Origin of the sequence: Rahnella victoriana (assembly GCF_021276285.1) — a bacterium.
GTDB classification, from domain to species: domain Bacteria; phylum Pseudomonadota; class Gammaproteobacteria; order Enterobacterales; family Enterobacteriaceae; genus Rahnella; species Rahnella victoriana.
In genome coordinates, this window is record NZ_CP089919.1 from 3426426 (window position 1) to 3447230 (window position 20805).

At 53.6% G+C, this 20805-nt stretch carries 17 protein-coding genes, 1 tRNA gene and 2 pseudogenes; 13 read left to right on the top strand and 7 right to left on the bottom strand.

Features of this window, described 5'->3' with window-relative positions; translation table 11 throughout:
• The first annotated feature begins 288 nt into the window (after positions 1-288).
• Both J9880_RS15765 and J9880_RS15770 read left to right on the top strand, forming a co-directional pair.
• Positions 289-1905 carry an ATP-binding protein gene (locus tag J9880_RS15765; RefSeq protein WP_095925159.1) on the top strand — a complete coding sequence of 539 codons (1617 nt, stop codon included), beginning with the start codon at positions 289-291 and terminating at the stop codon, positions 1903-1905.
• Positions 1905-2591, top strand: coding sequence for a response regulator (locus J9880_RS15770; protein ID WP_166654478.1), 687 nt, complete (start codon positions 1905-1907; stop codon positions 2589-2591). The genes J9880_RS15765 and J9880_RS15770 overlap by 1 nt, the downstream gene beginning before the upstream one ends.
• A gap of 10 nt (positions 2592-2601) precedes the next feature.
• Here the strand turns inward: J9880_RS15770 and J9880_RS15775 are convergent, their stop codons facing one another.
• The gene (locus J9880_RS15775; protein ID WP_095922445.1) at positions 2602-4032 is read right to left on the bottom strand and encodes an EmmdR/YeeO family multidrug/toxin efflux MATE transporter; all 1431 of its coding nucleotides are present in this window, start codon (positions 4030-4032) and stop codon (positions 2602-2604) included.
• Between the two features lie 232 nt (positions 4033-4264).
• The gene (locus J9880_RS15780; protein WP_119822268.1) at positions 4265-5713 is read right to left on the bottom strand and encodes an AMP nucleosidase; all 1449 of its coding nucleotides are present in this window, start codon (positions 5711-5713) and stop codon (positions 4265-4267) included.
• Between the two features lie 318 nt (positions 5714-6031).
• Here J9880_RS15780 and J9880_RS15785 point away from each other — a divergent pair, with 318 nt between their 5' ends.
• The 7 genes and pseudogenes from J9880_RS15785 to J9880_RS15815 all read left to right on the top strand — a co-directional run bounded on the left by J9880_RS15785 (position 6032) and on the right by J9880_RS15815 (position 13842).
• A complete protein-coding gene (locus tag J9880_RS15785; protein WP_232769576.1) occupies positions 6032-10336 on the top strand; it encodes an RHS repeat-associated core domain-containing protein in 4305 nt (1434 codons plus the stop codon).
• Between the two features lies 1 nt (position 10337).
• A complete protein-coding gene (locus J9880_RS15790; protein ID WP_232769577.1) occupies positions 10338-10694 on the top strand; it encodes a hypothetical protein in 357 nt (118 codons plus the stop codon).
• Between the two features lie 351 nt (positions 10695-11045).
• Entirely contained in the window at positions 11046-12644 is a 1599-nt protein-coding gene (locus tag J9880_RS15795; RefSeq protein ID WP_232769578.1) for an RHS repeat domain-containing protein, read from the top strand.
• Positions 12628-13059 (top strand): hypothetical protein, encoded by a 432-nt coding sequence (locus J9880_RS15800; protein WP_119822270.1) that lies wholly within the window; start codon positions 12628-12630, stop codon positions 13057-13059. Before J9880_RS15795 ends, J9880_RS15800 begins: the two co-directional genes overlap by 17 nt.
• Positions 13011-13280: pseudogene (locus tag J9880_RS25125) on the top strand (RHS repeat-associated core domain-containing protein); the annotation flags it as partial. The gene J9880_RS15800 and the pseudogene J9880_RS25125, both read left to right, overlap by 49 nt.
• A gap of 36 nt (positions 13281-13316) precedes the next feature.
• Positions 13317-13619, top strand: a complete 303-nt coding sequence (locus tag J9880_RS15810; RefSeq protein ID WP_162928529.1) for a TNT domain-containing protein — start codon at positions 13317-13319, stop codon at positions 13617-13619.
• The gene (locus J9880_RS15815; protein WP_162928530.1) at positions 13612-13842 is read left to right on the top strand and encodes a hypothetical protein; all 231 of its coding nucleotides are present in this window, start codon (positions 13612-13614) and stop codon (positions 13840-13842) included. The genes J9880_RS15810 and J9880_RS15815 overlap by 8 nt, the downstream gene beginning before the upstream one ends.
• A 75-nt stretch (positions 13843-13917) precedes the next feature.
• On the opposite strand, the gene J9880_RS15820 is transcribed toward J9880_RS15815, so the two are convergent.
• Positions 13918-14229: a SymE family type I addiction module toxin gene (locus tag J9880_RS15820; RefSeq protein WP_232769579.1), complete on the bottom strand. Its 312-nt coding sequence runs from the start codon at positions 14227-14229 to the stop codon at positions 13918-13920.
• Positions 14230-14271: 42 nt separating this feature from the next.
• Between J9880_RS15820 and J9880_RS25200 the strand changes: the two are divergent.
• The 4 genes and pseudogenes from J9880_RS25200 to J9880_RS15840 form a co-directional block, all read left to right on the top strand.
• A pseudogene (locus J9880_RS25200) lies at positions 14272-14415 on the top strand (RHS repeat-associated core domain-containing protein); the annotation flags it as partial.
• 155 nt (positions 14416-14570) lie between these two features.
• Positions 14571-14831 carry a hypothetical protein gene (locus J9880_RS15830; RefSeq protein ID WP_162928532.1) on the top strand — a complete coding sequence of 87 codons (261 nt, stop codon included), beginning with the start codon at positions 14571-14573 and terminating at the stop codon, positions 14829-14831.
• 5 nt (positions 14832-14836) lie between these two features.
• Positions 14837-15157, top strand: a complete 321-nt coding sequence (locus J9880_RS15835) for a hypothetical protein (protein WP_232770480.1) — start codon at positions 14837-14839, stop codon at positions 15155-15157.
• A 603-nt stretch (positions 15158-15760) separates the two neighbouring features.
• Complete coding sequence (locus tag J9880_RS15840) at positions 15761-16402, top strand: glutathione S-transferase family protein (RefSeq protein ID WP_133823689.1); 642 nt, start codon at positions 15761-15763, stop codon at positions 16400-16402.
• A gap of 66 nt (positions 16403-16468) precedes the next feature.
• Here the strand turns inward: J9880_RS15840 and shiA are convergent, their stop codons facing one another.
• The 4 genes from shiA to J9880_RS15860 all read right to left on the bottom strand — a co-directional run bounded on the left by shiA (position 16469) and on the right by J9880_RS15860 (position 20735).
• Positions 16469-17788, bottom strand: coding sequence for a shikimate transporter (gene shiA, locus J9880_RS15845; protein WP_232769581.1), 1320 nt, complete (start codon positions 17786-17788; stop codon positions 16469-16471).
• Positions 17789-18038: 250 nt separating this feature from the next.
• Positions 18039-19175 (bottom strand): lysozyme inhibitor LprI family protein, encoded by a 1137-nt coding sequence (locus tag J9880_RS15850; RefSeq protein WP_232769582.1) that lies wholly within the window; start codon positions 19173-19175, stop codon positions 18039-18041.
• Positions 19176-19300: 125 nt separating this feature from the next.
• Positions 19301-19376: transfer RNA gene (locus J9880_RS15855), tRNA-Asn, on the bottom strand.
• Positions 19377-19526: 150 nt separating this feature from the next.
• Complete coding sequence (locus J9880_RS15860; protein ID WP_095922440.1) at positions 19527-20735, bottom strand: pyridoxal phosphate-dependent aminotransferase; 1209 nt, start codon at positions 20733-20735, stop codon at positions 19527-19529.
• Positions 20736-20805 lie beyond the last annotated feature (70 nt).

Below are 20805 nucleotides of genomic sequence, written 5' to 3' on the forward strand. Positions count from 1 at the left end.
GTATTTTAAAGGAGTGAAAGGTTTTAATGGTTTTAATTGATTTTAGACGTCGGCGTGAAATTATTTTATCGTGGTTTTTATGGTGTTATTTGTAATTATAATATTACTGTTAATTTATGGTGAAAAAGCTGTTGTGGATTTTGTTGTGCCTGCGAAATCGCTTGCTGTGACTGTGATTGTTCTGCGGCACATCTCGCAACTTTCAGTGTTCCTTCTGACGGGAATACTGCCGGATGATAAAGTTCACACAGGGTTTATTAATATCACTGCTTAATAATGAGTGTTCAGATGCGTTTCCGGCCTTCTTTTCAGATAAAGCTTTTTCTTTATCTTATGGTGTTATTTATGGCGCTGTTTTCCATCGTGGGAGTTTATTACTATCAGGATATTCAGCGGCAGTTATATGAAGATATGGGAATTCGCGCAAAAGTTCAGGCGGAAGAAATTGCACTTATTCCGTCTTTAATCTCGGCAGTGGAAAATAAGGATATTACGGAAATTAATAGTTTGATGAGGAATATCTCTGCCCGCAGCGACGCCAGTTATATGGTCATTGGTGACGGCAAGGCAATGCATCTGTTTCACTCCATTTATGCCGACCGGGTCGGCACCACGCTGGTCGGCGGTGATAACGAAGAAGTGCTGGCGGGTAAAAGCACGACCACCATCCGGCTGGGCGGTATCGGGCTGTCGCTGCGCAGTAAAGCGCCGATCCGTAATGCTGAAGGTCAGGTGATCGGCATCGTGTCTGTCGGTTATCTCACCAGCCACATTAATAATCTGACGCTTGAGAAAGTGATCAGCATTCTGCTGGCGGCCGCCATGCTGTTACTGGCGCTGTTCACCTTCTCATGGTTTTTTTCGCGCTCAATCAAAAAACAGATGTTCTCGCTGGAGCCACGCGAAATCGGCCTGCTGGTGAGACAGCAAAAAGCCCTGATGGAATCGATCTACGAAGGGGTGATCGCCATTGACGATCAGTTTCGTGTCGCGGTGATCAATCAGGCGGCTAAAAAATTGCTCGGTCTGGATGCACCATCCCGTGAACTGCGCGGCCTGCCACTTCAGCAGGTCATCGCACCGGTCAGTTTCTTTGACCCGCAGGTGATGCTGGAAAAAGACATCCACGATGAGATCTGCCTGTTCAACAGCCTGACGGTGATCGCCAGCCGTGTACGGATTATGTTGGAAAATGAGCTGCAGGGCTGGGTGATTACCTTCCGCGATTGCAGCGACATTGACCGGCTCAGTATTCAGCTCAGTCAGGTGCAGCGTTATGCCGATAACCTGCGCGTCATGCGCCATGAGCAACTTAACTGGACGGCGACGCTGGCGGGGTTGCTGCACATGGGACGCTATGACGAGGCGATCCGCTACATCGAAGCGCAGTCAGAAGGGGCGCAGGAGTTACTGGATTTCGTCTCGGCACGCTTTTGCTCGCCAAGGCTGTGCGGACTGTTGCTCGGTAAATACGCCCGTGCGCGGGAAAAAGGCGTTGAACTGGCTTTTGACCCGGCCTGTGAGTTAACCCGGTTGCCTGTAGCACTCAGTGAAACCGAGCTGATGTCGATTATCGGCAACCTGCTGGATAACGCCATCGAAGCCACATTGTTGCGGGGTCATGATGCGGGGCCGGTTGAGGTCTATATCGCTTCCGGCGCGAGTGAGCTGGTGATTGAAGTCGCTGACCATGGCATCGGAATCGCACAGGAGCGGCGGGAACAGATTTTCACGCTGGGCGTGACCTCCAAGTCGCAGGGCGATCACGGGCTGGGGCTGCATCTGGTGGCCAGCTATGTCAGCCACGCGGGTGGCTTTATTGAAGTTTCGGATAACCCGCCGACCGGCGCGGTGTTTTCGGTCTTTATCCCGGACAACGTCACGGAATTTGAAGAGAGTAAATGATGCAAGCCGAAATGATTGACGTAATGATTGTGGAAGATGAAAACCAGCTGGCCCGGCTGTATGCCGAGCTTATTGATAATCACCGCTGGCTGCGGCTGGTCGGCGTCGCGTCCACATTGCGGGAAGCAAAGGCGCTGATCGAAGAAAAGCGTCCACAGTTATTACTGCTGGATAATTATCTGCCGGACGGACAGGGGATTTCGCTGATTGAACACGATCTGTTTAAGAAGGCTCACTGCTCGGTCATTTTCATTACGGCGGCCAGTGATATGCACACCTGTAGTCAGGCGATCCGCTGCGGTGCTTTTGATTACATTCTTAAACCGGTGTCGTGGAACCGCCTCCAGCAATCGCTGGATCGCTTTATTCAGTTCAGCCAGACCCAGCGGGCATGGAAAGTGGTGGATCAGCAGAACGTAGACAGCCTGTATCAGCTTCAGGCAAAAGATTTCACGCCCAAAGCGGGAAACAAAGGCATTGAAGAAAACACGCTGAATCTGGTGGAAGGCATCTTCTTACAGGGAGAACCACGCTGTTATTCGGTGGATGAAGTGGTCAGTGAAACGAAGCTGAGTAAAACGACGGCACGCCGTTATCTCGAGCATTGTGTGCAGAAAGGGGATTTGCGGGTAGAAATGCTCTACGGCAAGATCGGCCATCCCCGCCGGATGTACCGGCGGGCGTAACCGCAAAAGATTATTCTGTCTTTTTGGCTCTCGGGTATTTCCACAACCAGCGGCCACTGGCCATTCGCCAGTAGAAGAACAGGCCGCGCACGATCCAGTCGAGGAACATGCCGAGCCAGATGCCGACCACGCCGAAGCCCAGAACAATGCCAAGGAAATAGCCCACCACGATGCGACAACCCCACATGCCGAGCATCGACACATACATGGTAAAGCGTGCGTCGCGCGCGCCTTTCAGGCCTGCCGGCAACACCCACGACGCGGCCCAGAATGGCATGAAGGCGGCATTCAGCCAGATCAGGATTTTGACGACGTCGATAACGTCCTGCTCATTGGTATAAAACCGTGCCAGTAGCCCGGCAAAGGGCACGGAAAGGAACGCCAGCACGCACAGCCCGAAGGTGGACAGCCAGAAAATATGCCGCAACTGACGCTCGGATTGCGCAATTTGTCCTTTACCCAGACGGGTTCCGACGATAATGGTCGATGCCGACCCCAGCGCGTTGCCTGGCAGGTTAATCAGTGCCGCAATGGAGAAGGCAATAAAGTTACCGGCGATGACATTGGTGCCCATGCCGGCGACAAAAACCTGTGTCAGGAGTTTACCGCCGTTAAACAGCACGGATTCGATACTGGCAGGAATACCAATGCCTAATACTTCACGCAGAATATTGGTATTGAGTGGCAGGAAGTAGCTTTTGAGCGAGATTTTCAGCGACGGATTGAACCCCACCATCAGCACAAAAATAACCGCGATCGCGCCGATATAGCGGGCAATGGTCAGCCCCAGACCGGCACCGATAAAGCCCAGGCCGTGCCAGCCGAAACAGCCGTAGATCAATACGCTGCTGATCATCAGATTGAGGATGTTCATGCCGCCATTGAGCAGCATCGGGATCTTGGTGTTACCGGCACCGCGCAGGGCGCCGGAACCGATCAGCGCAATCGCTGCCGCCGGATAGCTCCAGCTGCTCATTTGCAGGTACGACAGCGCCAGTTCTTTCACTTCGGGTTCTGCATTGCCCGCGATCATGTCGATGATCACATGTCCGGAAAATTGCAAAAGTATCGCCAGCAGTACGGCAAACACCGTCATGATTGCCAGAGACTGGCGGGCGGCAGCGCGGGCGCGTTCGTGATCTAGTTTTCCGAGGCTGAACGCCACCACCACCGTGGTACCGAGATCGACCGCCGCGAAGAAGGAAATCACCACCATGTTAAAACTGTCGGCAAGCCCTACGCCCGCCATCGCTTCCTTACCCAGCCAGCTGACCAGAAACGTGCTGAGCACCCCCATCAGCAGGACGCAGGCATTCTCGAAGAAGATAGGGACGGCGAGGGGCGTAATCTCACGCCAGAACAAGGTACGGTAAGAACGCCGTTTCGGATACCAGGGCGTGCGCTCGATGGCTTTGCGCAAAGAGACGATGACGTTTTGCAAGAGAGTTCCAGGGTGGCAGAAAGTAGAACAGCGTTTTAATTTATGATGGTAAAAGACTGTGCAATATGCAAAGTCTTTTTTTGGAAATCCTTAATTCCCCGTCATATTTCGTGCCGCAGATGCGTTGGCTGCGTTTAATAACCCGAGTCACTTACTTAATGTAAGCTCATCGGGATTATTAAATTTGCCGCCTGCCTGCAACACGAACTATTTAGGGGAGCCAGAGTGGTTATCAACGGAACGGCGGTTCATTAAACGTGCGCAATTTGCGTGAATGCAGATGATCGCCCTCGGCGCGTAACAGGTCGATGGCGCAGATGCCGATTTGCAGATGTTCTGAGATTGCGCCTTCGTAGAATTTGTTCGCCTGACCCGGCAGCTTGATTTCGCCATGCAGCGGTTTATCCGACACGCAAAGCAGCGTCCCGTAAGGCACCCGAAAACGGTAACCCTGTGCGGCGATGGTGGCGCTTTCCATATCGACTGCGACGGCGCGGCTGAGGTTAAAACGCAGCGCCGACGCGGCATAGCGCAGTTCCCAGTTACGGTCATCGGTGGTGACCACCGTCCCGGTACGCAGCCGTTGTTTGACCTGTTCACCGGGCATACCGCTCATCATTTTGGTGGCGTCGTACAGCGCACGCTGCACTTCGGCAATGCTCGGAATAGGGATATCCGGCGGCAATACCGCATCCAGTACATGATCGTCACGCAGATAGGCGTGCGCCAGTACGTAATCGCCGATCGACTGTGTTTCGCGCAATCCGCCGCAGTGACCAATCATCAGCCAGACATGCGGGCGCAGTACCGCCAGATGATCACAGATGGTTTTGGCATTTGCCGGACCGACCCCGATATTGACCAGCGTAATCCCCGTACCGTCGCGGGCAATCAGATGATAGGCGGGCATCTGGTGTTTTTTCCAGGCCAGATCGGACACCGCCTGCTCAGGATTCTGCGTTTCCGCCGTGATGAACACGCTGCCCGCACAAGCCAGTGCCTCATACGGACTTTCCGGATCGGCAATCTGCGCGCAGGCCCAGCTGACAAATTCATCGACGTAGCGGGTGTAGTTGGTGAACAGCACATAGGGCTGAAAATGTTCGATCAGCGTGCCGGTGTAATGGCGCAGGCGTGCCAGCGAGAAGTCTGCGCGCAGTGCGTTGAAATGTGACAGCGGGAAGATGTCGCCGGGATAATGCAGGCCATCCGCCGTTTCATCGCCAATTTGCGACAGTTCCGTGGTCGGAAAATGCTTCGCCAGTCCCGCGCTCATCGAGCGGTCCAGCATCAGGTCCGAGCCGTCAATCACGTACGAATAGGGGATTTCCTGCTGAGACGGCACCACTTCAATCACGGCGTCGTATTCCTCTTCCAGCAGGGAAAGTTGTTCCAGCAGGTAATGGCGGAAAAGCTCCGGATGCGTGATGGTATTGGCATAACGTCCGGGATGAGAGAAGCGGCCATAGGCTCGGGTCGGGTTTTTGGCGGGCGTTACGCCGTCCCAGCTGACCCGCAGTTCGGGATAAACAAACAGCCCGGCGGCACGCGCGGCAATATCCGGCAGGGTTCCCTGAACGATGAAATCTTTAATCGCATCCCGCAGGGCGGCTACCGAGTTGGTATACATCTCTTCGAGCTTCTCAATCGCCTGTGAAGCGGTGAGGGACTTGTTATCCATACGCTTTTCCTTGGTTCTTCGTTTATCATCATTCACTCTAAATATGGCTTGTCTGACCGGCGTCGCCAATGTTTTATTAGGATAGAAAAGCCGGATGGCGCTTTTATGAACTGACTGATACCTCTCCAGCCTTTGCGGGCCGAGGCCTCGACTAAAACGACTAAATTTACATGCTGTTTTGGCAAAAATTATAACGAAGTACACTGCCTTTTAGATCTGATCCTTCTTGTCTCTTTACCGTAAAATCCACTTATTAGTTATGGGTATACGCCATGGCGATAAATTCTGGATGAACGGTAAATAAAACAAGGAGCGGTTATGTCAGAGGGAAGCGTAGAAATCATCGACGAGTCCGGCGACGGTGGCGGGGGGGCTGAACCCGCCACGCCCGCGACGACGGGCACCGGCAATACGATAGGCAAAATCACCCATGCCCCGAAGCCCGTGAATATTCCGGCCGCTGAGGCCAATCCCCCCGCCGTCCCCGAAACGCCGGCCGAGCAGGGGGTGTGGGATGAATTTACGGACTGGCTCAGCGAGGGTAAAGACGGCATACCCGACGCCATTGACCATCCGGAGATGGCGGCGCTGGGGGCGGGAAAAAGCCTGTGGAATACCGCCGTGGATTTAGGCGGGCTGATGGCGCAGGGCGCCTCTTATCAGGCGGCCGGGCAGATGATGCAAAATGCCGCCATTATGGGGGCCACGGGAAGCGCGGCGCAGGCGGAAGGGATGATGCAGGCGGCGCAGGATCTCAGTGACAGCGCCGCCGGCGTGAATTTCGATGCCGCGAAGGCCACCCTGAATACCCCCGCCGAGCATACCGGCGACGTGGCGATACAGCTGGCGATGACGGCAGCCGACGGTGTCGGCCTCGCCAGAGGGGCGGCCGCTTTGTTTGGCAGGCTTGCGGCGAAAAGGGCGGCCACGGTGGCGGTAAAGGGCGCGGAAAAAGAGGTCGCCCGTGTCGTGACGGAGCCCGGCGCCACGGTGACCACGCGAAAGGTTGAGGGCAAGACGGCGGCGGATAAGGATGCGGCCCCGTCGACCTCGGACAAAAAAGGCGGCGATAACGCCGTGGAGAGCAGCACCTGCGAGGGTGACCCGGTTGACGTCGCCACCGGGGATCTATTGCAGATTCTCCCGGTGACTGACCTGCCGGGTACGCTGCCGCTGACGCTGACCCGCGTGTACCGTTCGCGCTCGGAGGGAGGTGGCCTGTTTGGTGCCAAATGGCGGGATAACTGGTCGCAGTCGCTGCGCCTGGATGAAGGTGAAATTCACTTCACCAACCATGAGGGCACGGTGCTGAGTTATTACGCGGCCGGGGATAAGGTGGACGCGCTCAATTTGCATCAGGCGCACTGCCGGTTATACGGCAGCCGTCAGGGCACGCTGTATATCCACGACCGCCATAGCGGGCAGACGCTGTGCTTTGCGCCGCAGCCGCAGGCCCTGCGTCCTCTCTCCGCCGTGCAGGACGCGGCCGGCAACCGCATTGTGTTTCACTACCGGGATGAGCGTCTGGTGCGTCTTGAGCACAGCGACGGCTATGACCTTACGCTGACGTATCAGGATAACCGCCTGCGCCATCTGCACCGGGTCGAAGGGGCGCAGCGGCAGTGGCTGGCGCACTGCGTTTACGATGAGGCGGGGATGCTGGCGGAGTGTGACACCTTCCAGTTCAGCCATCTGTGGCACGAATACGATGCGCAGGGGCACATGACCCGCTGGCACGACACCGATAAAAGCGATGTGCACTACCGCTATGACACCCGCGGGCGGGTCACGCAAACCCGGGGCGAAGGCGGCTACTTCTGCGACCGGTTTATCTATGACGACCTGCGCCGCACCACCACCTACCTCGACGGCGAGGGCGGACGCGCCGTGTTTGAATACAATACGGCGGGGCGCGTCACCCGGGCGACCGACGCGCTGGGGCGCGTGACGCAGACCCTGTGGGACCACGGCAACAGGGTGCGCGAGACCGACCCGCTCGGGCGTGAAACCCGCTACCGCTACAACGGGTTTGGCCAGGTGACGGAGGTCACCGGGGCGGCGGGGGATACGGTGCGCTATGACTACAACGACGCCGGTCAGGTTATCGCCCTCACGCAGCCCGGCGGCAAACGCTGGCAGTTTGTATGGAATGAACAGGGACGGCTGCTGAGCCGGACCGACCCGCAGGGGCGGGTGCACCGCAGTGAATATGACGCCAGCGGGCAGTGCGTGAGTGAGCACCAGCCTGACGGCGCAACGTGGCGCTATGGTTACAACGCCCGGCATCAGCTGACCACGCTTATCTCCCCTGACGGGGCCACGACCCGGCTGGAGCAGGACCCGTTCGGCCGCGTGCAGCGCGTCACCGACCCGCTGGGCCATCTGACGCGGTACACGCACTCAGCGGCGCACGCCGGGGCGGCGGGCAGCGTGACGGCCATCGACCTGCCGGACGGCGTGAGGCAGGAGGCCAGCTACGACGGCGAAAAGCGGCGGGCGACGACGACGGACGGCGGGGGCAAAACCACCCGTTATGTGTACGGGGAGTTTGACCTGCTGCTGGGGCTGACCCGTCCGGACGGTCAGACGCTGGGCTTTCAGTATGACTCCCTCACGCGGCTGAAACAGGTCACCCGTGCGGGCGGTGAAACCTATAGCCTTGAGCGGGACGCTGCGGGGCAGGTTATCCGCGAGACGGATTTTACCGGCCGCAGCGTGCAGTATGAGTACGACGCCGCGGGGCGGCGCACGGGGGCGCGGCATGCGGACGACCGGATTGTCCGCTGGCACTATTCCCTGCGCGACGAGCTGATACGTCAGGAGGTGTGGCAGGGCGGCGGGACGCAGTCCGCGCTGCTCGCCGTCACGCATTACGGGTATGACCGTCAGGGGCGGATGATACGGGCGCAGAACGATGACGCGCGGGTGGAGTTTGAGTTTGACGACGCGGGTCGTCTGGTGTGTGAGCGGCTGAACGGCGAGGCGGTGACGCACAGGTGGGACACGCGCAGCGACCGGCCGCTGTCGCGGGCGTTCCGGGGCCTGACGTTAGCCTTTGACTACGACATGGCCGGGCGGATAGCGCGGATGCAGGCGGGGGACCTGAGCCCGCTGGAGATAGAGTATGACGCGGGCGGTCGTGAACGCCTGCGCCACAGCGTGGCGGGTTTTGTGCAGTCGCAGGGGTATTCGGCGACGGGGATGTTACTGCACCAGGCGGCGGGGCGCGACGGCGGGCAGTACCGGCACCTGCCGGGCGGCGACGGGGCGCAGATGAGCGGCAGCGCGGTGAACCGGCGCTGGGCCTATGACGGGGCGTACAACCTGCTGAGCCTGGATGATGACCGCTGGGGCACGTCGCAGTTTGATTATGACAGTAACGACCAGATAACGCGGTCGGCGTCCGGCGGCATGATGGCGGTGGAGGAGCGGTTCCGTTACGACGCGAACCTGAACATCCGCGAGCAGAGCCGTCTGCCGCGGGGGGCGATGTCAGCGCCGGTGCCGCAGCGGCAGGCGGGGGGGCGTGTGGTGAGCCGGGGAGAGGATGACTACCGGTACGACGCGGCGGGGAGGCTGACGGAGAAGTGCCGTTACCGCGATGGCTACCGGCCGCAGAGGTGGCGCTACCGGTGGGATGCGCATGACCGGCTGAGTGAGCTGATGACGCCGTCGGGGGTGCGGTGGCGTTATCGCTACGACCCGTTCGGCCGCCGCATCCGCAAACAGAAGGTGGGTGCTGAAAACGCGGCTGACACGCGTCCCGCGGGGACGGAATACCGGTGGAGTGGGGACCAGATGATAGCGGAAACGCCGGTGTACGCGGACGGTACGGTGGCGTATGACGAAGGCATCCAGTGGCTGTACGCGCCGGGGTCGCTGACGCCGGCGGCGCGGTATCAAAAGGGTCAGCTTCACTACGTGGTGAGTGACCACATGGGGACGCCGCGCGAGCTGCTGACGGCGCAGGGTAAAGTGGCGTGGGCGGGCCGGCTGAGCACCTGGGGTGAGGTGACGGAGTGGCCGGTGGCGGCGAACGATGCGGACAAGCTGAGTTGCAACCTGCGCTTTGCGGGGCAATATGCCGATGAAGAATCAGGGTTGCACTACAACCGTTTCCGTTACTATGATAACGGGGCGGGGCAATACCTGAGCCCGGACCCGATAGGGCTGTCGGGCGGGGTGAATCCTTACGGGTATGTGCATAATCCGCTGGGGTGGATTGATCCGCTGGGGTTGTGTAAGTCTGATGTGCAAACATTAGATCCAAAAGATATTCGTTTTAGCCAAAGTTCAGTAAACGGTGCTGCTGATTTGACAAATGGAATGAAGATTAATGGTTGGAAAGGAGATCCTATTGATGTTGTTAGGATGAGTGATGGTAAATTAACAACTATTGATAATACTCGAGTATTAGCAGCTTCAAGAGCTGGAATTAAAGTGGAAGCACGCATTCATGATGGTTCTGAAGCATTACCTATAGAATTAATTGAAAGATTTACCACCAAGAAAGGTGTCCCTTCCACATGGGAAGATGCGGCGGGTTTACGCATTGGAAAACAATCGGCTGTATATAGAAATACACATCCTGATGGCTCAGTTATTATAGGATCACCTGATTAATATGGAAAAGTTATTAACAGATAGTGAATTGCCGACATGGTTCTCTTATCCTGATTCGTTTAAAAGAATATTTGAACAAGGGTTAATCGATTTTGATCCTTGGATTATCATGGATGATGCTCGTTTAAGAGTGAGATATGAAGGGATAAAAAAGCGATATCCTTCAAGAGAATTAATCCCTTTCGCCCGAAGAGAGGATAATGATGACGTAGCTTGTTGGGAGAGGAGTAAGAATGGGAAAGTTATTATTATTCATGATTTTGCCAGCGAAGGTTATGAGGATGTAAAAGAGCTTGATAGTTTCTGGGACTGGTTACGAAGCGCTCTGGAAGCTACAATAGAATACGGCGGAGAGTAAAACGCAAAGCAGGAAAGATCACTCCGATCTTTCCTGCGTCTTCATTTGACTCGCTATGCTATGTAATACGGATTTAATATTTTACTTAGCCTTATTAATATCCATAAATTGCTGGTTTGGGACTTTCAGGTCATATTTCATATCGTCCATTCCATCGTTGACACGAATGATCACAATACCTCCATCGGCTATTTTAATGGTGACAGGTACGCCGTCTCAAATCCCGCTTCACGCAACTATTCACCTTTTAAATGACTATTCGGCGTACCGGTATCACCCCGGTTCGGCACATGGTCAGCAATATAAAAGCGCTGCGTTTGAGTACGACTAGCTCATGTGCCTGAAGCTGGTATGACCTTACGCTGGAGTATCAGGATAACGCATCAGCGGGACACGCGCAGCGACCGGCCGCTGTCGCGGGCGTTCCGGGGCCTGACGTTAGCCTTTGACTACGACATGGCCGGGCGGATAGCGCGGATGCAGGCGGGAGACCTGAGCCCGCTGGAGATAGAGTATGACGCGGGCGGTCGTGAACGCCTGCGCCACAGCGGGGCGGGTTTTGTGCAGTCGCAGGGGTATTCGGCGACGGGGATGTTACTGCACCAGGCGGCGGGGCGCGACGGCGGGCAGTACCGTCACCTGCCGGGCGGCGACGGGGCGCAGATGAGCGGCAGCGCGGTGAACCGGCGCTGGGCCTATGACGGGGCGTACAACCTGCTGAGCCTGGATGATGACCGCTGGGGCACGTCGCAGTTTGATTATGACAGTAACGACCAGATAACGCGGTCGGCGTCCGGCGGCATGATGGCGGTGGAGGAGCGGTTCCGTTACGACGCGAACCTGAACATCCGCGAGCAGAGCCGCCTGCCGCACGGGGCGATGTCATCGTTTGAGCAGGTGCAGCAGCGGCAGGCGTGCGGGCGCGTGGTGAGCCGGGGAGAGGATGACTACCGGTACGACGCGGCGGGTAGGCTGACGGAGAAGTGCCGTTACCGCGACGGCTACCGGCCGCAGAGGTGGCGCTACCGGTGGGATGCGCATGACCGGCTGAGTGAGCTGATGACGCCGTCGGGGGTACGCTGGCGTTATAGCTACGACCCGTTCGGTCGCCGCATCCGCAAACAGAAGGTGGGTGCTGAAAACGCGGCTGACACGCGACCCGCCGGGACGGAATACCGGTGGAGCGGGGACCAGATGATAGCGGAAACGCCGGTGTACGCGGACGGTACGGTGGCGTATGACGAAGGCATCCAGTGGCTGTACGCGCCGGGGTCGCTGACGCCGGCGGCGCGGTATCAAAAGGGTCAGCTTCACTACGTGGTGAGCGACCACATGGGGACGCCGCGCGAGCTGCTGACGGCGCAGGGTAAAGTGGCGTGGGCGGGCCGGCTGAGCACCTGGGGTGAGGTGACGGAGTGGCCGGTGGCGGCGAACGATGCGGACAAGCTGAGTTGCAACCTGCGCTTTGCGGGGCAATATGCCGATGAAGAATCAGGGTTGCACTACAACCGTTTCCGTTACTATGATAACGGGACGGGGCAATACCTGAGCCCGGACCCGATAGGATTGCTGGGTGGAGTGAATCCGTACGGGTATGTGCATAATCCGCTGAGTTGGGTTGATCCGCTGGGGCTGGCTGGGAAGGATTGTTGTGAAACAAGGAAAAATTCAGCAGGAGATGACGTTATTCGGCGTTATGTAAGTAGTCAGGATGATTTACTTGCTGAAGCGGAAAAGGCTGCAGGCGGTAATCTTGATTCGTTTGATAATTACAAACCTGATTGGTATCAAAGCAGCGACGGAAAACGAAAAATAGAATGGAATCCTTATGGACATGCTAATACTAATGAAGGTCCTCACGTGACTATACGAGACTATGATGGGAGACGTTATCCTGTTAAGGATAAAATATTTATTGAGGGCAGAGATGTATATGATGGAAAATTCTAACGTTCGGATCCTAAATTGGGATGAGTCCAGTAGAGTATTAAAAAATGTGATTGGATGTGAACCAAAGCAGTTGGCAAATATTAGTCACTCTGAGAAAAATAAACCATTCTATTGTAAGAGAATCAATGACTGGCAGAGTTTTAACGATGAGGAAATTTTTGCTATTATAAATGGATGTCTGTATCTGGAATCTGATGTGTATATGATTTGTGATGTATCATACTCCCAATGTAAAGGGGTTTTTCATCTAAAGTCATCAGAAGTTTCTGCGTATGTTTCTAACTATTATGATACTTTCGGTGAGTATCTTTTTGAAGATGATGTGTATTTTATTTTTCCTAAAAATAAAAAATTACTAGTTTACCAGCACGAAGGTTATCATATGCTGTATTCATTACCTCTTACTCATCTATAAGTAGCAACAATGACATCCTGAATTGCAACCTGGGCTTTGCGGGCCAGTATGAAGGCAGTGAATTCGGGTTTCACTACAATCATTTTCGTTACTATGATACTGAGACTGGGCAGTACCTGAGCCCGGACCCGATAGGGCTGGCTGGGGGAATTAATCCTTACGGGTATGTGCATAATCCGCTGGGGTGGGTTGATCCGCTTGGGTTAAGTAATTTACCAGTAACATACTATCCACCGAACGATGGTGCACATGGCCCTGTGAGTAATACAACTTTAGAACCTGGTACGACTATTGATAGATATGGTTATTCCGGTGGTAGATATACTTCTCCTGTTGGCACTCCGTATTCAATGCGTGCTCTGCCACCGGGAACTGATTCAGGGCCTTATACTGTTTATAAGGTGATGAAACCTATTCCAAACGTAGCGGAAAGCAAGATTGCTCCTTGGTTTGGGGAAATGGGGATGGGAACGCAATATAAACTAGAGCATAGCGTTCAATCCTATTTGGATTCTGAGCATTTGAAAGAAATGATCGAAGGGGTAGATTGTTGTGGCTAAAAATGAACTACTTAATCAATTGATTAGTATGAACTTACCCAAGGGTAGTTATTCTATTGATTGTGATAAAAATGAGTCACTATGTTTTATGCATGATGGTTTTTTATGGGTTGTATTTTATAGTGAAAGAGGGCAAAAAACCGAGCCTGAATATTTTTCAAATGAAGAGGACGCATGTGATGCTTTCTTTTTAAGATTGAAAAAAATGTTGAATATAAAATAATAAAATGCTTGCATTAATAATAAAAGGCCGGAAAGTTCATCAGAACTTTTCGGCCCTTTTGTCATCTTCAATCCACTAAGCAACCAGCGCCTTCATTCCCATAGCCGCCTGTTTAAACTGGTAAAGTTCCGCCTCCAGAGTCTGCACTTCAGGGAGGGGCGCAATAATCGTCAGCACGCCATCCGATATTTTCACCGTCACGCCTGTCCCGGTATCAAATCCAGCTTCTTTCAGCCAGTCGCCTTTAAGCATCAGACTCGGATGACGGGAATAATAGCGTGTCCGGAATGATTTGGGGTCGGCGTACCGCGCGGTTATATAACTCACCTGGTAACGGCGCTGCGTTTTGGATATCTTCCGTTCTGCCGTAGAATGTTTCTCAGCCATGATCAACTCCTGTTTAGTTGCCTGTGCGATTCAGATGAATAATCCGGATTGCACTACAACCGTTTCCGTTACTATGATAACGGGACGGGGCAATACTTGAGCCCGGACCCGATTGGATTAGCGGGCGGGGTGAATCCTTACGGGTATGTACCTAACCCATTAAAATATGCAGATCCTTTCTGGTTATGTAAAATCGACAATGCAAGAGCGCGACAGGCTCAAATGTTAAAAGACAATGTAGGATACAATATAAGCCAAAAAATTGAGATCAATACCCTTCACTTGGTCAATATGGTACATTTGTTACAGATAAATAAGGTGCATTAAAATACTTACTTGTTGTGCAAAATAGTGAAGTAGCTATATATAAATCGCTGGGAGCAACTATTAAAAATGAGAAGAGATTATCACTGAAATCCTTTAGTGATGGATTTGATATCAGTAGGGTTGATGGAATTTCAATTATGAAACCACGAAACTTCCTGGGTGGTAATGATTATTTCTTAGGCCCAGAGCAACACTTACCCGACAGTGCTCCGGAAGTGGATATAGAGACTGTTTCAACAACAACTTCAATAACTATAGGAGTGAATGCAAATTGAATAAAATGCCAGAAAATTCTATTATCGTTAATGATATGGCCGGGGATATTATAAAACTTAGAGTTTCCAGCACGGCATTAATTGATGAAATGAAGTTGATTGGGTTTTCAGTAAATGATCAAATAATGACACTCAATGTAAGCAATGATCAAGATAAGAAACGTGTGATACAGTTATTAATTAAGGCGGGAGCATCTTTTTTATATGGGAATGGTTGGTACCCATCAGAGCTCATGGAGTACTATAAAGATCAAAAATTAGATATTGGAAAATACAAGATAATATTCTGGACTGATAAAGATACTTATCATATAGAAGAACGCTAATCTAAATAACTGCATAGGGATATAGGCCGGAAAGATCGCCCTATCTTTCCGGGTTATATTTATTCGCGGCTGTTCAGCACCCTAAACCAGCGCGTCCTGCATCCCCTCAGCCACCTGCCGCGCCTGATAAAGCTGCTCGCGTAATCCCTGCACCTCGTTATTATCTGCTGTCAGCACAATACACCCCGCTATGATTTTCACCGTCACGCCGCAGCCAGTCTCAAACCCTGCGTCAGCCAGCCGCCTTTCCGATGCAGGCTGGGACGACGTGAATAATAGTATGTGTTACACAGAATACTAAGGTGGTCACTTCCATCGTTACAGCGGACCCTGAGTTGTGTGTGAATCTGGCTAAAACTCCGTCTCTTGCCCTGAGAAGCTTGAGGTAGACGGCGGTTGACGGCGGTCTACGACGGTGAAAAGCGGCGGGCAATACCACCTGTTATGTTTACGGTGAGTCTGACCTGTCCGGGCGGTTGGGCGCTGAGCTGAAGATTTTAGAAAACTAAGATTCTTAAATATACTTATCCGCAAACCTATTTTAATTTGCAGTGACTAACGGCACGCCGGATGGCGCTTTTATGAACGACCAGGAGAAAGCAGATGATCCGGGTATGGGGCAGAAAAACATCGTCAAATGTTCAGGCACTGATGTGGTGTATCGGCGAGTTAGGGCTGGAGTACGAGCGGTTTGATATCGGGCATAAATACGGTGGCAATGACACGCCGGAATTTCTGGCGATGAACCCCAATGGCACGGTACCGGTGCTCCGCGATGGCGAAGGCAGCCCGTTGTGGGAAACCGGTGCCATTCTGCGTTATCTGGCAGGAAAATACGGCGCGGATGAATTCTGGCCAAAAGACGCGGAGCGCCGGGCTGAAATCGATAAGTGGACTGAATGGGCAAAAATCGGTGTGGCGATGAATTTCACCGCGCCGGTGTTCTGGATGGTGGTGAGAACGGCGGCGAAAGATCAGGATCATCAGGCATTAGAAAAATCATTGCAGAACCTGAATAAGAAACTGGCGATTGCCGAGGCGCAGATAGCCAGGCATGGCTATCTTGCCGGAAGTACATTCTCACTGGCCGATATTCAGTTTGGTCACAGTCTGTACCGCTACTTTGATATTGCGATTGAACGGCCTTCGTATCCGGCAATCGAACACTATTATGAAAAGCTCAAACTACGCCCGGCGTTTGCGGAACATGTGATGGTGTCTTATGACGAGTTGCGGGTGGTGTAACCCTGTCTGAAATGTCAGAAAGCCCGCTTAAAACCGATTAAGCGGGCTTTTTTAATGGTCTGCGGCTCAGTGTGGCTGAGGCGTTTTCATCAACATTGCCGTGAGGGCGGAGAGCAAACAGCCCGCCATCAGATAAATGGCGACGGAATGCCATTCACCGCCGGAGAAGTTCAGCAATGCGGCGGCAATAAACGGAGTAAATCCACCGCCGACAACGCTGGCGACCTGATAACCCACACCGGCTCCGCTGTAGCGGTAACCCGCGCCAAACATTTCCGTAAACATCGGTTGCTGGACGCACACCACCATATCGTGGGCGATATTCGCCAGCAGCAGCGAGAAGATCACCACGCCGACAATGGAACGGGCTTCGAGCGCCATAAAGAACGGGAAGGCACTCAGTGCGCCAACTAATGCGCCGGTAATATAGATGCGGCGACGCCCGAAACGATCCGCCAGCCAGGCAAACAAGGGAATGGTCAGGCAACTGATACCACCGACCAGCAGCCCGATATTCAGAAACAGTTCCCGCGACAGCCCGAGGTTATGCGTCGAGTAGTTAAGCGCGAACGCGGTAACAATGTACATCGTCAGCAATTCGCACAGGCGCAGAAGGATGATTTTCAAAAATGCGCCGGGATGGCGAATCAGGGCTTCGAATACCGGTAAACGTTTTTTCGCCTCTTTAGGCTGCTGTTCCTGAGCACGTTCAAACTCGACCGATTCTTCCATGCCGTTACGTACCCACAGTGCGCCCAGCACCAGCACCACGCTGAACAGAAACGGTAAACGCCAGCCCCAGCTCAGGAACTGCGCGTCGGTGGTCAGGCTGCTTATCAGGGACACCAGTCCGGTCGCGAGCAACAACCCGACGCCATATCCCATCTGGATCCCGCTGCTGTAGAACGCCTTTTTACCCGCAGGCGCACTTTCCACGGCCAGCAACGCCGCGCCACCCCATTCGCCGCCTACGGCAAATCCCTGAATGGCACGTAAGGTGACCAGCAGCGCCGGCGCCCACCAGCCAATCGCCGCGAAAGAGGGAAGAATGCCAATACACGCGGTGGCAATGCCCATGATCCAGACGGTCATCATCAGCATCCGTTTACGTCCCAGACGATCGCCGAAATGACCAAAGACAATGCCGCCGAGCGGACGGAATAAAAAGCCGACGCCAAAGGTGGCAAATGCTGCCAGGGTGCCCATTGCCGGGTCGATTTGCGGGAAAAATTCGCTGTTAAAAACCAGTGCCGCAGTGATGCCGTAGAGCAAAAAATCGAACCAGTCGACCACGGCGCCGACGAAGCTTCCCCAGGCGGCGCGGCGGGCGCGATTAAATGAAGGTATCTCCTCATCGGGGCGGGGGGTAGCGAGCGTGGAGTCCATAATTTTCCTGTCAGTTTCTCAAATTTCTGGAATTTCTTGTTATTAAATCCGCTGGAAGGGCGCGCATGTTGCGTGACGCAAAGATAAAACCGCTACTGAGACTACAGCGTCAAGGGGCGGGTGAAAACGCTTTTGCAACGTGAAAGGGTAATTTAATGCGGGGAAAGGTGAGTATGGCGGGCAACAAAAGCAAAAAGCCCGCTTAAGTTTCCTTAAGCGGACCTGAGTCAAACCCATCACTGACTGAAGATCAATTCGTGACTTTCACGACACCGTATTTGGACGCCTGATCCTGATAGACCACAGTTCCGTCGCTATTCTTGATGATTTTGACCGTCAGGACATCATTATCCATGCTGTTCTGTGCGAATAAGGTGAAATTCTCGGTAAGCTTTATATGCAGTCCGTCAGAATAGGCTTCACCGGCCTGACTGGGATAATTCCCGCTGTTCATATTATAAAGCGTAGTGATGTGGTTATTGGTGACCTTTAAGTCGCTGTCGTTAAAGCAATTATCGACATATCCAGCCGATGTCACCGGGCCGCAGGTTATAATGGCGGTGAAGCCATTTTTATATTTTTCCTCTTCGTCGATGTGATATTTAGCGGCTTTGATATTTTGGTCAGCCAGCGGACTGCCGTTTTGTTTCGCTTTTTCATACCACGCGAGCGATTGTTGGTAGTCTTTCTCCACGCCGATACCGTTGGCGTAATCATAGCCCAGATCGATTTGTGCATTGGCATCATTGGCTTCGGCTGCCTGGCGGGTCAGCGATAACCCTTTACTGACATCCTGTGTAACACCTTTGCCATATGTGTAAAGGAAACCCAGTCGCTGAATTGCCGAAGTATTTTTATTTTCAGCAGACTTTTCCAGCCAGGTGATGGCTTCGCGTTTCTGCTGCGCATCGCCTTCACTTAGCTTTATCCCCCATTCCACCTGTGCTTGCGGATCTCCGGCTTCAGCTTTGAGTTGAAGATCGGATTTGACGGGCGCTGGTGGGAGAGTCGTGGTGGCAGGATGTTGCGAAACTTCCGTGATTGCGGCTGTTTGCTGTGTTGTGGGCTGTGCCGTATCGCCTAAAAGTGTATGCAAATCCAGTATTCGAGCCTGATAGGCTGACTGCAGCGTCTGGATCGTAGTGGCTTTGCCGCGGACGTCCTTCAGCCATGACAGCTGAGATTTACGCAACAGAGCTTTGTTTTGTGGCTGCTGCTCAAGCACCTGACCATACAATTTGCTGAGTTGGGAATCCATGTCGGAAAGAGAAGGCGTTGAACAAATGGTCAGTTCAATAAATCCAGATGCTTTCTCACAATCAAATGAAGCCCCGTACGCCAGTGGTGTCAAACCACAAAGCAGTCCTGCTAACCATGCACTCTTCATTGCAGCCTCTTTTTCAATCCAAATGAAAGATATCGGCCTGAAAGCAGGGGACTTTAGCGATAAAGTGGTATTAAGCACAAAAGCAAAAAGCCCGCTTAAGTTTCCTTAAGCGGGCTTCTCTAATTTGGCTCCTCTGACTGGACTCGAACCAGTGACATACGGATTAACAGTCCGCCGTTCTACCGACTGAACTACAGAGGAATCGTGTGAACGGGGCGAATAATAGCGAGTGCCCCGTGGCATGTCAAAGGGGAAACTGCATAAATGCGTGCGTTTGCTGATACTTTAGTCAAGTTGTTGAGAATAGAGTCAAAATGGCCTGTTTCCGGCATCAGACAGGCCTTTTCAGCATTAACGCAGTTCACGGCACGCGCGGCTGATCCGCGTGCAGGCTTCCTGTAAACGGCTGTCATCAATGGCGTAGGCAATGCGTAAATACCCCGGTGCGCCAAACGCAGAACCCTGAAGGGTGGCGACATGGGCCGATTTCAGCAGATAAGCCGCAAAATCTTCATCAGTGTGAATGATGTCACCGGAAGGCGTGGTTTTGCCTGTCATGCCCTGGCAGTTGGCGAACACGTAAAATGCCCCCGGCGGCACTTGCGCACTCAGGCCATCAACGTCGTTGATGCAATCCATAATCAGGGTACGGCGGCGGGTCAGGATGTCGATCCATTCGGTGATGAATTCGCTGCCCTGTTCCAGTGCGGCCACGGTCGCTGCCTGAGAAATCGAGCTGGGGTTGGACGTACTTTGCGACTGCAAAATTTGCATCGCTGAAATCAGCCACGCCGGACCGCCCGCATAACCCAGACGCCAGCCTGTCATCGAGTAGCCTTTGGATACGCCGTTGATGGTCAGGATCCGGTCTTTCAGGCGCGGTTCGGCTTCCGCCAGGGTGGCGAAGGTGCCGGGCACGAAACAGATCTGCTCATAAATATCGTCTGCCATCACCAGCACATGAGGATGGTCCAGCAGAACGGCTCCCAGCGCGCGGAGTTCGTCGGCGGAATATACGGCGCCGGTCGGGTTGTTAGGGGAATTGAGGATCACCCAGCGGGTTTTCGGGGTGATCGCCGCGGCCAGATCTTCCGGCTGCAACTTCCAGCCATGAGTTTCCAGACAGGCAACCTTCTTCGATTCGCCTTCTGCGAGCGTCACCATATCCGGATAAGACACCCAGTAGGGCGCAGGAATAATCACCTCATCACCCGCCGAAACGGTGGCTAAAAGTGCATTGAAGATCAACTGCTTGGCACCGCTGCCTGCAATGACTTCCTCCGGACGGTAGCTGATCCTGTTTTCACGATTAAACTTAGAGATGATGGCCTGTTTGAGCGCGGCGGTACCGGCAACAGCGGTGTATTTTGTGTCACCTTGTACAATCGCGTCGATGCCTGCCTGCTTAATATGCTCAGGCGTATCGAAATCCAGTTCACCTTCGCCAAGGTTAATGACATCTGTCCCTTCCGCGCTCAGCGCGCGAACCTGGTCGGAAATCGCCGCAGTCGGCGAAGGGCGCACGCGGCGTAAACGCGGTGCAAGAAATTCAGCAGACATTGTTTCCCCTGTTTGAACAATAACAAAATTGTATTATGTGAATCATTAAAACCAATTTAAACTTACCATT

Coding starts and splice junctions, on each gene's coding strand:
- J9880_RS15765 (WP_095925159.1), top strand. CDS start 289: ATGCGTTTCCGGCCTTCTTTTCAGATAAAGCTTTTTCTTTATCTTATG.
- J9880_RS15850 (WP_232769582.1), bottom strand. CDS start 19,175: ATGAAGAGTGCATGGTTAGCAGGACTGCTTTGTGGTTTGACACCACTG.
- J9880_RS15835 (WP_232770480.1), top strand. CDS start 14,837: ATGCCAGAAAATTCTATTATCGTTAATGATATGGCCGGGGATATTATA.
- J9880_RS15780 (WP_119822268.1), bottom strand. CDS start 5,713: ATGGATAACAAGTCCCTCACCGCTTCACAGGCGATTGAGAAGCTCGAA.
- J9880_RS15820 (WP_232769579.1), bottom strand. CDS start 14,229: ATGGCTGAGAAACATTCTACGGCAGAACGGAAGATATCCAAAACGCAG.
- J9880_RS15840 (WP_133823689.1), top strand. CDS start 15,761: ATGATCCGGGTATGGGGCAGAAAAACATCGTCAAATGTTCAGGCACTG.
- J9880_RS15785 (WP_232769576.1), top strand. CDS start 6,032: ATGTCAGAGGGAAGCGTAGAAATCATCGACGAGTCCGGCGACGGTGGC.
- J9880_RS15770 (WP_166654478.1), top strand. CDS start 1,905: ATGCAAGCCGAAATGATTGACGTAATGATTGTGGAAGATGAAAACCAG.
- J9880_RS15800 (WP_119822270.1), top strand. CDS start 12,628: ATGATGGAAAATTCTAACGTTCGGATCCTAAATTGGGATGAGTCCAGT.
- J9880_RS15795 (WP_232769578.1), top strand. CDS start 11,046: ATGACCTTACGCTGGAGTATCAGGATAACGCATCAGCGGGACACGCGC.
- J9880_RS15790 (WP_232769577.1), top strand. CDS start 10,338: ATGGAAAAGTTATTAACAGATAGTGAATTGCCGACATGGTTCTCTTAT.
- shiA (WP_232769581.1), bottom strand. CDS start 17,788: ATGGACTCCACGCTCGCTACCCCCCGCCCCGATGAGGAGATACCTTCA.
- J9880_RS15860 (WP_095922440.1), bottom strand. CDS start 20,735: ATGTCTGCTGAATTTCTTGCACCGCGTTTACGCCGCGTGCGCCCTTCG.